This window comes from Enterococcus mediterraneensis, from assembly GCF_900604485.1.
GTDB lineage: Bacteria > Bacillota > Bacilli > Lactobacillales > Enterococcaceae > Enterococcus_C > Enterococcus_C mediterraneensis.
The window spans coordinates 466886-481951 of sequence record NZ_UWOP01000001.1 but is presented as its reverse complement, the minus strand read 5'-3'; the positions used below and the strand labels follow the sequence as shown (position 1 = coordinate 481951).

Below are 15066 nucleotides of genomic sequence, written 5' to 3'. Positions count from 1 at the left end.
TTTATCTTTAAAATGTTGTTAACAGTATAACAAACACTTTGTAAGATAATCAACAAAGTGTTTGCTTTTTATGAAAAAGGGTGACCAATATGAATTTACGAGCAGGGATCGATGTCGGATCGACAACGGTTAAATTGGTGGTGCTGGACGCAGAAGATCAAATAATTTTTGCGAAATACGAGCGTCATAATGCAGATATCAAAAAAGCCGCTGTAAAAATTTTAAAAGAAGCGCAAGAAGTGGTCAAACAACCGCTAGCAGTTGCAATTACCGGATCAGGTGGAATCGGTTTGGCGGAAGTACTGGATGTCCCGTTTGTCCAAGAAGTGATCGCTTGTACGCGAACGGTGGAAGAAATCATACCAGAAACGGATTGTGTGATCGAGTTAGGCGGAGAAGACGCAAAGATCACGTTTTTTGAAGGATCGCTAGAACAAAGAATGAATGGCAGCTGCGCTGGAGGAACTGGTGCGTTTATCGATCAGATGGCTGTACTCTTGAAGACAGATGCAAACGGGCTCAATGAGCTGGCTAAAAATCATCAAACGATCTATCCTATTGCCTCTCGTTGCGGTGTTTTTGCCAAGACCGATGTTCAGCCGCTGATCAATGAAGGCGCGGCAAAAGAAGATATTGCAGCAAGTATTTTTCAGGCAGTTGTCAATCAAACGATCACCGGTTTAGCAGCAGGAAGAAAAATCAAAGGAAATGTCGCTTTTCTTGGCGGACCGCTGTTTTTTATGTCAGAATTGCGGAAACGCTTTATCGAAACGCTGGCGATCTTGCCGGAAAATGTGGTCTTTCCAGACAATCCACAACTGTTTGTAGCGATGGGGGCGGCCTTTTACGCTGAAGATGCAGCCACTGTCACGATCGATGAGCTGTTGGAAAAGTTGGCTATAAATACGCAGGAAAAGTTGAAATCCGATCATACATTGCCGCCGCTTTTTGCCGATGAACAGGAATTGGCCGCTTTTCGCGCGCGTCATGCTCAAGCGACTGTGAAAGAAAAACAGCTTACACAGCATCACGGTGTCGCGTTTTTAGGAATCGATGCCGGTTCCACAACCACAAAAGTCACACTGATCGACGAAGAAGGATGTATCTTATATTCCTACTACGGTAATAACGAAGGGCAACCATTAGAAACGACGATCGGTGTATTGAAAAAACTCTATCGCAAATTACCGAAAGACGTTTTTATCGGAAAAGCAGCCATCACCGGATACGGCGAACATTTGATCAAGAATGCGTTAAAAGTAGATATCGGGGAAGTAGAAACGATGGCTCATTACAAAGCAGCGGATCATTTTCAACCAGGTGTCGACTTCATTTTGGATATCGGCGGACAAGATATGAAGGCAATGACGATCAAAGACGGTGCGCTTTCGTCTATCCAATTGAACGAAGCCTGCTCTTCAGGGTGCGGTTCATTTATTGAAACCTTCGCTAAGTCGTTAGGCTATCAAGTCCAAGAATTTGCTCTTGCCGCACTGCAAGCAAAAGCACCAGTGGATCTGGGTTCTCGTTGTACTGTATTTATGAATTCGAAGGTCAAACAAGTCCAAAAAGAAGGTGCTTCGATCGGGGAAATCTCTGCGGGACTTTCCTATTCAGTGATCAAAAATGCTTTGTATAAAGTAATCAAAGTCAGACGCCCAGAAGAACTCGGTGAGAAGATCGTATGCCAAGGAGGAACGTTTTACAATGAGGCCGTTTTGCGGGCTTTTGAAGAAATCAGCGGTCGGCAAGTCGTGCGTCCGTCTATTTCGGGATTGATGGGTGCGTATGGTGCCGCATTGATTGCATTGGAAAATTATCAAATCGGCGAAGAAAGCAGTCTGTTATCGTTGGCTGAATTAGACCTGTTTGCCGCGGAAAAAGAATTTACCCATTGCGGTCGTTGTGAAAATAATTGTCTTTTGACAGTCACGATTTTTTCAGACGGTCGAAAATATATCACCGGTAATCGTTGCGAGCGTGGTGCTCAGATCAAAATCAAAAAAGAAGATCGAAAAATCAATTTGGTGGAATATAAATATCGCAAGCTTTTTGGCTATCGTCCCCTTCGAAAAAAAGACGCGATCCGCGGCGTGATCGGAATCCCCCGGGTGCTGAATATGTATGAAAATTATCCGTTGTGGCATACTTTTTTCACTGATTTGGGTTTTCGGGTGGAATTGTCTTCCCGCTCCAGCAAAGAGCTTTATGAAAAAGGTATCGAAACGATTCCTAGCGATACAGTCTGTTATCCCGCGAAACTTGCTCATGGACATATCCAAAACTTGATCGATCGAGGAATCCATCTGGTATTTTATCCCGGAGTAGTCTTTGAACAAAAAGAAAATCTCTACGCGGACAATCATTTCAACTGTCCCATCGTCCAAAGTTATCCCGATGTCATCCGCAACAATGTAGACGCGATTCGTGAAAAACGTGCGGACTATCGCAATCCGTATCTCAATCTGGCAAACGAAGCGGCAGTTTCCGAAGTGTTATACCAAACATTTCAAGATCTCGGAGTTTCCAAAGAAGAAGTCGATAAGGCGCTGCGTCATGGATATGAGGAATTGGCGTCTTTCAAGGAAGATATCCATCAAAAAGGCGAAGAAACACTGGCTTTACTGCAACAAACAAACCAACGGGGGATCGTTCTATCCGGTCGGCCGTATCATTTAGATCCTGAGATCAATCATGGTATTGCTGAGATCATTACTCAAGAAGGATTCCACGTCCTGACAGAAGACAGCATCTCGCATTTAGGTGATGTGGGGAATTTGCGAGTAGTCAATCAATGGGTCTATCATTCTCGATTATATGCGGCCGCGCGAGTAGCTGCTAAAACCAAAAATCTGGAACTGGTTCAATTAAATTCTTTTGGCTGTGGTTTAGATGCAGTAACTACCGATCAAGTCGAAGAAATCATGGATCAATACGGCAAAATCTATACCGTCTTGAAAATCGACGAAGGATCGAACATGGGTGCGATCCGGATCCGCTTGCGTTCTCTTAAAGCAGCTGTCAAAGAACGAGATAAGTCAGGACATCAACTGGGCAAAGTAATAGAAGAACCGGAAAAAATCATTTTCACTAAAGAAATGCGAAAAAAACATACACTGTTGTTGCCGATGCTCAGTCCGATCCATCAAAACGGTTTAGTAGACAGTGCGCTGAAAGCTTCAGGTTATAATGTTGTCTGTCTGCCGGCAGAAGATCGAAACGCTGTGGATGTCGGTTTGAAATTTGTAAATAATGATGCCTGTTATCCCGCGATCATTTCTATTGGACAATTGGTCCAAGCGCTTCAAAGCGGCGCTTACGACGTGAACAATACCAGTGTACTGATGACTCAAACAGGCGGGGGCTGTCGAGCTACCAATTATATCCCGCTGTTGCGCAAAGCGTTGAAAGATGCTGGATTTTCCAATGTGCCGGTGGTTTCTATCTCAATGGGAAATACCGGTGTCGAATCCAATCCGGGCTTTAAATTCACATTACCGTTACTTAAACGCTTGGCGATCGCTTTTTTATACGGTGATCTGTTCGAGCGGGTAGTTTATCGTACCCGACCCTATGAATTGAAAAAAGGACAAATCGACAGTCTGCATCAACAATGGCTGTCAAAAGTCGAGAAAAATGTTCGCAATGGTTCTTTTGCTTTATTCAATCATAATATGAAAAAAATCATCGCTGATTTTGATAATGTGCCGTTATCTTCTCAAGTCAAACCAAAAGTCGGCGTGGTGGGAGAGATCTTGGTGAAATATTCACCCATCGCTAATAACGATATCGTTCGTCTATTAGAGGCAGAAGGTGCCGAAGCGGTAGTTCCGGATATCGCCGGATTTCTAAGCTATTCTTTCTATAACCAAATCTGGAAATACGAAAACTTGGGAATGTCGAAAAAAAGCAAGATGCTGGCTGAATTTGCCATCAAAATGTTGGAACAAGTCGAAAAACCGATGGATAAAGCCTTGCGTGCGTCTAAACGATTCACAGGAATCCATTCGATTTACCAATTAGCAGAAGATGCCGAGCAAATCTTATCTATCGGGAATCATACCGGTGAAGGGTGGTTCTTGACAGGTGAGATGATCGATCTGCTAAAAAGCGGTGTCGACAATATCGTTTGTCTGCAACCATTTGGCTGTCTGCCTAATCATGTGGTGGGCAAAGGAATGATCAAAGAACTTCGCAGCCGGTTCCCGCAAGCAAATATCGCGGCAATCGATTATGATCCCGGTGTTTCATTAGTCAATCAATTAAATCGGATCCGTCTGATGATGGCCACTGCCAATAAGCATCTTAAAGAACCTGTCGCCAGCAAATAACCTATACCAAAAAGCATAAAATAATTTCTATGATTCAACGAAAAATGTATGGTGAGAAAACCATTCATCTGTTAACGCCAATAAATATAGGATATTTTCGGAATATTTTTCTATATCATAGAGGAAAAATAGTATGATTATTCTCTGTAAGGATCTTATTTTTCGTTTTTTTAGTTGCTAATTTAGGTATATACCAGTTATAATACTCGTTAAGAAGTAACGAGGAGGAATCGGTCATGTCTGAGAATTTGCCAGTATATATCCAAATCCATGATCAAATCAAAAGACAAATCGAAGAAGGTGTCTGGGGGATCGGTGATCGACTGCCTTCTGAAAGAGAGCTGGCGATCCAATTCGGTGTCAGTCGAATGACATTGCGGCAAGCTATTCAAACATTAGCAGACGAAGGAATCTTAGATCGTAAAATCGGATCCGGGACATATGTAGCCCGTCAAAAAGTCCAAGAAAAAATGTCGGGGACTACCAGCTTCACTGAGATCATGCTTTCACAAGGGAAAGAACCCTCTAGCAAAGTCGTGTCTTATTTTGTCACAGCACCCAGTTCATCGGAAATGGAAAAACTGCACTTAACAAGCGAGGATACGATTTTGCGGATGGAGCGGATCCGTTATGCCGATGATCTTCCGATTTGTTTTGAAGTGGCAAGCATCCCGGAAAAATTGATCCATGAATTCAGCAAGGCGGAAATCACTAAATCATTTTATAAAACATTAGAAGAAAAAGGTGCAAAAATCGGCGATGCCAATCAAACAGTTTCAGCGATGCTGGCATCGGAGCAGATCGCGGAATATTTGCAGATCAAACGCGGAGATGCGATCTTGCGGGTACGTCAAATTTCTTATCTGGAAGACGGTACACCTTTTGAATATGTACGGACACAATATGTCGGGAACCGCTTTGAATTTTATTTAGAAAGATAAAAAAAGACGCTATCTAAGCAGATCTGCCAACAGATTTTGCTTGTAGCGTCTTTTTTTAAATCAAGGTCTCTACGTAACTAACTGCGCCTTTTTCAAATTGAACGGCCCCGTTCAACAGATCAGTGACTTGATCGTAAAAGTGGGAAAGCTGTTTTTCATCGATCATACAGCTGACGATGACTTCAGTGGTGAAAGAGGTATCGGAAACCGTGATGGCTTGTTTTTCTAAAAAATTTTGCAGCTTGCCTAAAAGTGGATACGCAATCGTCACACGGACTTCTTGCTGCAATCTTCCATGCACGACACCGACTTCTTGCAGTCCATTGGAAACGGCGTGTGAATATGCGCGGATCAATCCGCCAGCCCCCAATTTGGTGCCGCCGAAGTAACGAGTGACCACTGCCGCGACATTGATCAGATTATTTTTTTTGAGTACCTCTAACATCGGGACACCGGCAGTTCCGCTGGGTTCGCCATCATCACTGCTGCGCTGGATCTCATTTTTTTCGCCGATCAGAAAAGCACTGCAATTATGGTTGGCTTTCCAATGCTCTTTTTTGATCGATTGGATGAATTCTTTTGCGTGTTCCTCTGATTCCACTCGTTTCAATGTACAGATAAAGCGGGATTTTTTGATCTCGATCTCCGCTTGACCGTCTTCTTTGATGGTAAAATATTCGTCTAACATGGCGGCCTCCTTTTACAATCAAGTATAGTCAATGGAAAAACAAGTTGCAACTGAACTAACGAAGGCAACTCAAGATAATAGTTGCTTAATTTTCAAAAAATGGCGATAATAAAAAAGAGGTGAGGTATATGGCAAAACGCAAGAAAAAATACGATGTGATCACCCATTATTTAAAGAATAATGGCGGTTCGCAAGTTACGTTGACGTTCACTCAATTCGATGAACTGCTGTTTCCTGCTAGCGGTCTGCCTCGCTCTGCCCGGACACAAACGGATTGGTGGGCCAATGACTATAAACACCCGGAACAAGGCGCTTATGCATGGCTCAATGCCGGTTATGAAGCAGTCCATATAAATCTAGAAAAAGAATTTGTTGTTTTTAATAAATTAGTCAAATCCAATTGGCTTCTGGATTGAAAGAAAGCGTTGACAAAACGGCGTGTTACTTTATAATAGAATCAGGAATAAAAATTATTCTTTAGCAATTCCAAAGGAGAGATAAATATGGCTAAAAAAACAATTATGTTAGTATGTTCAGCAGGGATGAGTACCAGCCTGTTAGTGACTAAAATGCAAAAAGCGGCAGAAGCTAAAGGATTAGATGCTGATATCTTCGCAGTATCTGCTTCAGACGCTGATAATAATCTTGCTCAAAAGGATGTAAACGTTTTACTTTTAGGACCTCAAGTGCGCTTTATGAAGGGCGACTTTGAAAAACGTCTGGCACCTAAAGGAATTCCGTTAGATGTCATCAACATGGCTGACTACGGCATGATGAACGGTGAAAAAGTCCTGCAACAAGCATTGACGCTGATGGGCGAATAATAATTATGTAAACAGGAAGACGGATGCTGATGATTTGGCGTCTGTCTTTTTTAGTTTTCTAAAAATTAACATGAGAGAAAATAGTTGTAAAATATTTAAAAATAAAAAGTCTGAAAATATATAAAATTACAAATAATTATATTGGAGGTGGGGAACATGTTTGAGAATTATCAAAAGAAAAGAAGTCAGAAAAAGGCAATCCGTCAGCAAGCACTCAGAAAAAAGAATTTTGATTTGCGACAAACAGAATTTTAAAACATCCATCAACTGATAAAATGACAATCAAAGGATGGAATTCTAGATTGTTTAACGGAGTGATAAAATGAAACGTGTGGTATATGGTAGTTTGTCAGTTTCTTTACTTCTTTTTCTTATTTTATATTTCGGAGGAACTTATATTGGTGTGGCACTTTTTTCTCGGCCTATATATGTTCTTCCTCCCAGTACGGAACGATTAGCTCGTGACGCATTTTATATCATGGACAAACATGGTATCTTTGCAAAGGAAAATAATTTTAAAAAAGATATCCCTGAGCTTATGGATGAAGTCAAAGGTGCAGAGAATTTTGAACAGATAATTCCCATCATTAATCAGGCGTCGAAACTGGCAGGCGGTGAGCATTCCAGTTATATAACTATCGATGAATCCTTTGGTAATAAATACTTCAACGAAAATTTGCAGACATTTCCTAAAGTCTCTAATGAAGACGGGATCGTCACTTTATCTCTTCCGCCTTTCAAGAGTAGTCAAGACAGCCACGCAGAAAAATATGTCTCGATGGCTTTAGCGGCTTTTGAAAATAGCAACATCAAAGGGATCATCCTCGATCTTCAAGGGAACACAGGTGGATCGATGGGCCCGATGCTTGCTGCTGTTTCAAGTCTGATAACTGATGGCAAAGTTTTTTCTTATGTTACTAATGAAGGAGAGTATCCTTACAATTTGCAGGACAAGGTATGGAGCTATCGAGGTAAAAAGATTTTTGAGACCCCCTCCGACCGAAAACTACAAGATGTCCCGGTGGGTGTTTTGATAAATGAGCAGACCGCTAGTGCGGCGGAAGCGACACTGATCGCTTTGAAAAGCAACCCTAATGTCAAAATATTCGGTAAGCCGACTGCCGGCCTTGCTTCAGGAGTTGCGATTTGGCCTTTGTATAAGGAACATGCGTTAGCAATAGCCGGAACAAAAACTCGGGATATACATGGGAATTTATACGGGGAAGACCCGATCCCTCCAGATCTAGTGACCGATGAGCCTGCTAAAGAGGCGCTTGCTTGGATAAAGACAAATTTTAAATAATGAGTAGATATTTAAAACTAGCAGTCGACCGTAGAAGACTTTACGGAAAAATTCCTTTTAAAATCCAAGATTGGAATGAAACCAAAGTAAACAGCAAGCAGTCAAAAAATCTTTTGGTGAAGTGAGGTTGCGAGAGTATTTTGTTGGAGGGTTCTGGCTGTTATTTTTGTTAGAAAAAAATTTTTTCTTTCCCAGAAATAATCTCGTGCTTTATCGCGTAATTATTTACGGGTGATGAAAATGAAGGAATACGTCGGAAGACAGCAGATCCTGCCGAAAACATTGGCGGATTCAGCAAAAGGTGTTGTTCGTGATGGAATGGTTGAAGGCAATCAACACATCCAATGCAATCGCTGCGGTGCCCGTTTTACCAAACAAACGGTCCAACTGCCTAATGGGAACTACTATTGTCCGGGATGTATTGGATTTGGCCGGATCACCAGTGAAGATTGTCTGGTGGCACCTCTTGTTTCTTTAAAAAGAGAAGCGGTCTGTTTTGCATGGGAAGGAGAATTGACTTATTATCAGCAGCGAACTGCTGAAAAGCTGGAGCGGCAATTTCAAGATCGGGGCAAGACACTGGTCTGGGCAGTTACTGGTTCAGGAAAAACAGAAATGCTGTTTCCTTTGATCTATCGTGCGTTGTCAGAGGGAGCGCGAGTGGCGCTTTCTTCACCTAGGATCGATGTTTGTCGAGAGTTGTTTCCCCGCTTGCAGGCGGTGTTTCCCAAAGAAGATATCCTGTTGTATCATGGCGGGGCTGAAGAAGATTATCGTGAAACAGCTTTTTTGATTTGTACTACACATCAATTACTGAACTTTTATCAATGTTTTGATTTGTTGATTATTGACGAGATCGATGCGTTTCCTTATGAAGGCGATGAGCGGCTGTATTTTGCCAGTAAGCAGGCAGTGAAATCAGATGGTTGTTTAGTTTATTTGACAGCCACACCTTCTCGACGATTATTGCAGGAGATCAAAGAAACCCATCAAATCGAAAAGATCCCAATGCGTTTTCATCAAAGACCGCTGATCCAGCCGCAATTGATATGGTTCAATCACTGGGAAAAATTACCAAGTTCTGTTTTTAAATTAAAAAAATTCCTGCACTATATCAGAATGCTGTTAAGAGATAATCGGGTCTTAGTATTTTGCCCAACGATTGTGTGGATGGAAGAGCTGGCAAAAAGTTTGAAAAAATATTTGCCGGATAAAGAAATCGAATGTGTTTCTTCGATTGACGAAAACCGTTTGGAGAAAGTTCAACAGATGCGTAACAAGCAGTATGATGTCTTGCTTTCAACCACGATTTTAGAACGAGGAGTGACATTTTCTAATATTTCTGTGATTGTGATAGGAGCCAATCATCCTGTATTCAGCAAATCAGCACTGGTCCAGATAGCAGGACGCGTTGATCGGAAAGGAGCTTTCAATCATGGGCAGGTTTTGTTTATGTATGATCAACAAACTCAAGCAATCAGAGATGCCTGCAAAGAGATCCGTGAAATGAATCGTTTAGCGAAAAAATGGTTGGAAACGATATGAGATGTACATGGTGCTGCCAGCCAATCATTCGTGATCTGACAATGACAGAGATTTTACTGCCATGGCTGATCAAGCCTGAATGTTGTCACAACTGTCGCCAGCGTCTGCAAAAGATTTCACCGGAAGATTGCTGCTCCACCTGCATGAATATAGAAAAAGATTGTCGAGATTGCGCCTATTGGAAAACCATCTATCCTGAGTATGATTTTGCCCACAAAGCCCTCTACCGGTATAACACGGGATTTCAAGAATGGCTTCACGCCTATAAATTCTTAGGGGATTATCGGCTAAGGGAAACTTTTGCCATTGAGATCAAAAATTATTTAAAAAAGTATTCGGATTTTTTGATTTGTGCTATTCCATTATCAGAAGAACGTTTGGCACAACGAGGCTTCAATCAAGCAGAAGAGCTGTTGAAAGCCGCGCATATACCATCTGTTACGCTATTAAAAAGAAAGATCGATTTGACACCGCAAGCTCATAAAAATCGTCGTGAACGTCTGGCGATGGAGCAGCCTTATGAATTGGAAGTGCCTGCTGACAAAATCAAAAATAAAAAAATATTATTGGTGGATGATGTGTATACAACAGGCAGAACACTTTTTCATGGTGCCGAGCTCTTGCTCGATGCCGGAGCACAGCAGGTTCGTACTTTTTCACTTGCGCGGTAAAATAACGTATTTTAGAAGTTGATGAATTTGTTAGCGTTTAAGTTTGCAAATAGATTAGAGTTCGATATAATAAAGGTAAGAAGAAGGACAAAGAGTGGTCCTTTCTCCTTCTTTTATTGGTAGACGAAAGGGGCAATTGTTATGTTTAGATACAATGTACGCGGCGAAAATATTGAAGTTACGGATGCGATTCGCGACTATGTCGAAAAAAAAGTTGGAAAACTAGAACGTTATTTTAATGACGCACCTGATGCAACAGCACATGTGAATTTGAAAGTTTATACTGAAAAAACAGCAAAAGTTGAAGTAACGATCCCGCTTCCATACTTAGTGTTGCGCGCGGAAGAAACTTCACCAGATCTTTATGCAAGTGTGGATTTAGTGGTTGATAAACTAGAACGTCAAATCCGCAAATTCAAAACGAAGATCAATCGCAAATCACGCGAAACAGCATTACCTGATGCGACTACAGCGGTTTTTAATGAAGAACCGGAAGAAGAAAATGGATCTGAATTAGACATCGTTCGCACCAAACGTCTTTCTCTAAAACCAATGGACAGTGAAGAAGCTGTATTGCAAATGAACATGTTAGGACATAATTTCTTCATTTTTGAAGATGCAGAAACAAATGGCACTAGCATCGTTTATCGTCGTAAAGACGGCAAATACGGTTTGATCGAAACTGACTGATAGTTTAGTATATGAATTTAAAAAGGGAGCCCTCAATTCTGAGAGCTCCTTTTTTTGTAGATAAGTAATAGTTGTTGCAGGATAAAAGAGTTTATTTACGTACATTTTTTAAAGCATTCGAATGCATACAAACATTAAAAGTTAATTTTTTTAAATGAAAAAATTCTTCTACTTTCTGGCTATTTCATTTGAATAAAACTAATGATAGAATAGGAAGGAGAGTTTCTTTGAGTACAGAGAAAAATGGAAATTAAAGGAGAGTCATATACTGATGGCCAATTTTTTAAAAAAACTGATCGAAAATGACAAAAAAGAATTAAAACGATTGTCAGCTATCGCGGATCGTATCGAAACATATGCAGATGACATGGCAAAATTAAGCGACGAAGAGTTGCGTGGGAAAACGGATGAATTCCGTGACCGCTATCAAAAAGGCGAAACATTGGACCAATTGCTTCCAGAAGCTTTTGCTGTCGTTCGTGAAGCCGCAAAACGTGTATTAGGACTGTATCCATACCATGTGCAATTGATGGGTGGTATCGTATTGCACGACGGAAATATCCCAGAAATGAGAACTGGTGAAGGGAAGACGTTGACTGCGACGATGCCGGTTTACTTGAACGCACTTTCCGGCGAAGGCGTCCACGTTGTTACCGTCAATGAATACTTGGCAACTCGTGACTCCACAGAAATGGGCGAGCTGTACAATTTCTTAGGATTGACAGTCGGATTGAACATCAATTCAAAATCCTCCGAAGAAAAACGCGCGGCTTACGCTTGCGATATTACCTACAGCACGAACAACGAATTAGGTTTTGACTATTTGCGGGACAACATGGTGGTGTATCGCAATCAAATGGTACAACGTCCATTGAACTATGCTATCGTCGATGAAGTAGACTCGATCTTGATCGATGAAGCTCGAACACCTTTGATTATTTCCGGACAAGCTGAAAAATCAACTGCTCTTTATACACGGACAGATAACTTTGTAAAACGTTTGAAAAACGAAGAAGATTACAAGATCGATATCCAGTCCAAAACGATTGGGTTAACAGAAAGCGGTATTGAAAAAGCCGAAGAAACTTTTGGATTGAAAAACTTGTATGATATCGAAAATACAGCATTGACTCACCACTTGGATCAAGCGCTGCGGGCCAACTACATCATGTTGCGGGATATCGATTATGTAGTGCAAGAAGGAAAAGTCTTGATCGTTGACCAATTTACTGGTCGGATCATGGACGGACGCCGTTATTCAGACGGATTGCACCAAGCCATCGAAGCCAAAGAAGGCGTTGAGATCGAAGACGAAACAAAAACAATGGCGACTATCACATTCCAAAACTACTTCCGGATGTACAAGAAATTATCCGGGATGACCGGTACCGCTAAAACAGAAGAAGAAGAATTCCGTGAAATCTACAATATGCAAGTTTTCCAAATCCCAACAAATAAACCGATTGCCCGGGATGACCGTGCTGATTTGTTGTATCCAACATTGGAAAGCAAGTTCCATGCTGTTGTTCAAGATATCAAAGAACGTTATCGTAAAGGTCAGCCAGTCTTGGTAGGTACTGTGGCGGTAGAAACTTCTGAATTATTGTCTAACATGCTGGATAAAGAAAAAGTACCTCATGAAGTATTGAACGCGAAAAATCACTTTAAAGAAGCGGAAATCATCCTGAATGCCGGACAAAAAGGCGCTGTAACGATCGCTACTAATATGGCCGGTCGGGGTACTGATATCAAATTAGGTTTAGGTGTCGCTGAATTAGGCGGCTTGGCAGTTATTGGTACTGAGCGCCATGAATCACGCCGTATCGATAATCAGTTGCGGGGACGTTCTGGACGTCAAGGAGACCCCGGTGTATCTCAATTTTATCTTTCATTGGAAGATGATTTGATGAAACGTTTTGGTTCCGAACGAATCAAAGCTTTCTTGGATCGTATGAAGATTGAAGACGCCGATGCCGTGATCCAAAGCAAGATGCTGACACGTCAAGTAGAATCCGCACAAAAACGCGTAGAAGGAAACAACTACGATACTCGGAAAAACGTTCTGCAATATGACGATGTTATGCGGGAACAACGGGAAGTTATTTACGGACAACGCCAAGAAGTCATCATGGAAGACAAAGACCTGTCACAAACCTTGATGAATATGGTGAAACGGACGATCAGTCGTGCGGTAGACAGCCATACGCAACTAGAAGAAAGCCAGTGGAATCTTGAAGGAATCGTTGATTTTGCCGGTAATACACTGGTTCATGAAGACGCGATCTCTGTTGATGATCTAAAAGGAAAAACACCGCAAGAAATCAAAGACTTTTTATTCCAAGAAGCACAACGGATTTTTGATGAAAAAGCCAATCAATTGAACAGTCCAGAACAATTGTTGGAATTTGAAAAAGTCGTGATCTTGCGTGTGGTAGATATGAAATGGACAGATCACATCGATGCGATGGATCAATTGCGTCAATCGATCGGTCTGCGGGCTTACGGACAAAACAATCCGTTGGTAGAATATCAAACAGAAGGCTACAACATGTTTGAGGATATGGTCGGAGCCATCGAATATGAAGTGACTCGTCTCTTCATGAAAGCAGAGATCCGCCAAAATGTACAACGGGAACAAGTTGCACAAGGCGAAGCTGAACAACAGCCGGAAGAAGCAGAACAAGCCGCTCAAAAACCAGTCCATGTGGAAAAAGTCGGTCGTAACGATCCATGTCCATGCGGCAGCGGCAAGAAATATAAGAACTGCCACGGCAAAAACGCCTGATCCAATGTATAAAATAATAGCGCGTCCTAACAGTCTTAGACTGGACGTATAAAAATGAAACAGGTATTGATCAAGAGGCTGGGATATCGCTCATTTGAGCAATGTTCCAGCCTGAATTGATTAAAAATAAGGAGGAATTTATTAGATGGAGTCAGCAGAAATCCGCAATAAATTGACAGAGATGCGAGAGAAAATCAACAGCTTTAGGGGGTCTCTTTGACTTAGATCAGTTAGAAGAAGACATCGCCGAAGCTGAAGCAAAAATGGCTGACCCAAGTTTTTGGGATGATCAAGAGACTGCTCAAAAAGTTATTAGCGAAAATAATATTCGTAAAGAAGCTTATGACCAGTTCCATCAGCTAGCTGATGAAGTAGATGAACTTTCGATCATGGAAGAAATGTTGGAAGAAGAACCGGATGCGGAGATGCAAAAGGAATTGTCGGAGCGGATCCAGCAATTAGATGAAGCAATGCAAAATTACGAATTGTCCATGTTATTGGATGGTCCTTACGATCACAATAACGCCATCATCGAACTGCATCCAGGCGCCGGCGGGACAGAATCGCAGGATTGGGGCAGTATGCTTTTACGAATGTATACCCGTTGGAGCGAGCAGCATAATTATCAAGTGGAAGTGCTGGATTATCAAGCCGGCGATGAAGCAGGGATCAAGAGCGTGACACTTTTGATCAAAGGCTACAACGCTTACGGTTATTTAAAATCAGAAAAAGGGGTCCATCGTCTTGTACGGATCTCGCCATTTGATTCGGCAAATCGCCGCCATACTTCTTTTTGTTCAGTGGATGTTATGCCTGAATTGGATGAAACGATCGATATCGAGATCAATCCAGATGATTTGAAGATCGATACCTATCGGGCAAGCGGTGCTGGCGGACAGCACATCAATAAAACCGAATCTGCGGTACGGATCACCCATTTACCAACCGGGACCGTCGTTGCCAGCCAAGCACAACGTTCTCAATTGAAAAACCGGGAACAAGCGATGGGCATGTTAAAAGCTAAACTATATCAGCTGGAAATTGAGAAAAAAGAACAAGAAGCGGCTGCACTTCGCGGAGAACAAATGGAGATCGGCTGGGGTTCTCAAATTCGATCATACGTCTTCCATCCTTATTCCATGGTGAAAGATCACCGTACCAATTACGAGACTGGGAATGTACAGGCAGTGATGGACGGCGAGCTGGATGGATTTATCGATGCTTACTTGAAAATGAAATTAAATCACGAATAAGCGTCAAGTTTCATTCAAATGAAATATAACTGTAA

11 protein-coding genes are annotated in these 15066 nt (G+C 41.8%); 10 read left to right on the top strand and 1 reads right to left on the bottom strand.

Annotated features, from left to right (window positions below; all coding sequences use genetic code 11):
• The first annotated feature begins 89 nt into the window (after window positions 1-89).
• Window positions 90-4331 carry a 2-hydroxyacyl-CoA dehydratase gene (locus tag EFB00_RS02250; RefSeq protein WP_122645311.1) on the top strand — a complete coding sequence of 1414 codons (4242 nt, stop codon included), beginning with the start codon at window positions 90-92 and terminating at the stop codon, window positions 4329-4331.
• Between the two features lie 236 nt (window positions 4332-4567).
• A complete protein-coding gene (locus EFB00_RS02245) occupies window positions 4568-5272 on the top strand; it encodes a GntR family transcriptional regulator (RefSeq protein WP_122645310.1) in 705 nt (234 codons plus the stop codon).
• 55 nt (window positions 5273-5327) lie between these two features.
• On the opposite strand, the gene EFB00_RS02240 is transcribed toward EFB00_RS02245, so the two are convergent.
• A complete protein-coding gene (locus tag EFB00_RS02240) occupies window positions 5328-5960 on the bottom strand; it encodes a YigZ family protein (protein WP_122645309.1) in 633 nt (210 codons plus the stop codon).
• 128 nt (window positions 5961-6088) lie between these two features.
• Between EFB00_RS02240 and EFB00_RS02235 the strand changes: the two genes are divergently transcribed.
• The 8 genes from EFB00_RS02235 (at window position 6089) to prfB (ending at window position 15031) form a co-directional block, all read left to right on the top strand.
• Window positions 6089-6376 carry a DUF7662 domain-containing protein gene (locus tag EFB00_RS02235; RefSeq protein WP_122645308.1) on the top strand — a complete coding sequence of 96 codons (288 nt, stop codon included), beginning with the start codon at window positions 6089-6091 and terminating at the stop codon, window positions 6374-6376.
• A gap of 87 nt (window positions 6377-6463) precedes the next feature.
• Window positions 6464-6784, top strand: a complete 321-nt coding sequence (locus tag EFB00_RS02230) for a PTS sugar transporter subunit IIB (protein WP_122645307.1) — start codon at window positions 6464-6466, stop codon at window positions 6782-6784.
• Between the two features lie 322 nt (window positions 6785-7106).
• Complete coding sequence (locus EFB00_RS02225) at window positions 7107-8087, top strand: S41 family peptidase (protein ID WP_122645306.1); 981 nt, start codon at window positions 7107-7109, stop codon at window positions 8085-8087.
• A gap of 240 nt (window positions 8088-8327) precedes the next feature.
• On the top strand, window positions 8328-9632 hold the full coding sequence (locus EFB00_RS02220) for an ATP-dependent helicase ComFA (protein ID WP_122645305.1): 1305 nt from the start codon (window positions 8328-8330) through the stop codon (window positions 9630-9632).
• Window positions 9629-10303: a ComF family protein gene (locus tag EFB00_RS02215; RefSeq protein WP_122647021.1), complete on the top strand. Its 675-nt coding sequence runs from the start codon at window positions 9629-9631 to the stop codon at window positions 10301-10303. Before EFB00_RS02220 ends, EFB00_RS02215 begins: the two co-directional genes overlap by 4 nt.
• A 141-nt stretch (window positions 10304-10444) precedes the next feature.
• Window positions 10445-10993 carry a ribosome hibernation-promoting factor, HPF/YfiA family gene (gene hpf / locus EFB00_RS02210; RefSeq protein ID WP_122645304.1) on the top strand — a complete coding sequence of 183 codons (549 nt, stop codon included), beginning with the start codon at window positions 10445-10447 and terminating at the stop codon, window positions 10991-10993.
• A 271-nt stretch (window positions 10994-11264) separates the two neighbouring features.
• On the top strand, window positions 11265-13778 hold the full coding sequence (gene secA, locus EFB00_RS02205; protein WP_122645303.1) for a preprotein translocase subunit SecA: 2514 nt from the start codon (window positions 11265-11267) through the stop codon (window positions 13776-13778).
• Between the two features lie 145 nt (window positions 13779-13923).
• Window positions 13924-15031, top strand: a protein-coding gene (gene prfB, locus EFB00_RS02200; RefSeq protein ID WP_122645302.1) for a peptide chain release factor 2 whose coding sequence is annotated in 2 segments (ribosomal slippage) — window positions 13924-13995 and window positions 13997-15031 — 1107 coding nt in all. Because the reading frame shifts where the segments join, the coding sequence is not laid out codon by codon here.
• Window positions 15032-15066 lie beyond the last annotated feature (35 nt).

What these genes read in the sequence shown, in the direction of transcription:
- EFB00_RS02240 (WP_122645309.1), bottom strand. Translation starts at nt 5,960, where the DNA reads ATGTTAGACGAATATTTTACCATCAAAGAAGACGGTCAAGCGGAGATC.
- EFB00_RS02235 (WP_122645308.1), top strand. Translation starts at nt 6,089, where the DNA reads ATGGCAAAACGCAAGAAAAAATACGATGTGATCACCCATTATTTAAAG.
- EFB00_RS02245 (WP_122645310.1), top strand. Translation starts at nt 4,568, where the DNA reads ATGTCTGAGAATTTGCCAGTATATATCCAAATCCATGATCAAATCAAA.
- secA (WP_122645303.1), top strand. Translation starts at nt 11,265, where the DNA reads ATGGCCAATTTTTTAAAAAAACTGATCGAAAATGACAAAAAAGAATTA.
- EFB00_RS02225 (WP_122645306.1), top strand. Translation starts at nt 7,107, where the DNA reads ATGAAACGTGTGGTATATGGTAGTTTGTCAGTTTCTTTACTTCTTTTT.
- EFB00_RS02220 (WP_122645305.1), top strand. Translation starts at nt 8,328, where the DNA reads ATGAAGGAATACGTCGGAAGACAGCAGATCCTGCCGAAAACATTGGCG.
- EFB00_RS02215 (WP_122647021.1), top strand. Translation starts at nt 9,629, where the DNA reads ATGAGATGTACATGGTGCTGCCAGCCAATCATTCGTGATCTGACAATG.
- hpf (WP_122645304.1), top strand. Translation starts at nt 10,445, where the DNA reads ATGTTTAGATACAATGTACGCGGCGAAAATATTGAAGTTACGGATGCG.
- EFB00_RS02230 (WP_122645307.1), top strand. Translation starts at nt 6,464, where the DNA reads ATGGCTAAAAAAACAATTATGTTAGTATGTTCAGCAGGGATGAGTACC.
- EFB00_RS02250 (WP_122645311.1), top strand. Translation starts at nt 90, where the DNA reads ATGAATTTACGAGCAGGGATCGATGTCGGATCGACAACGGTTAAATTG.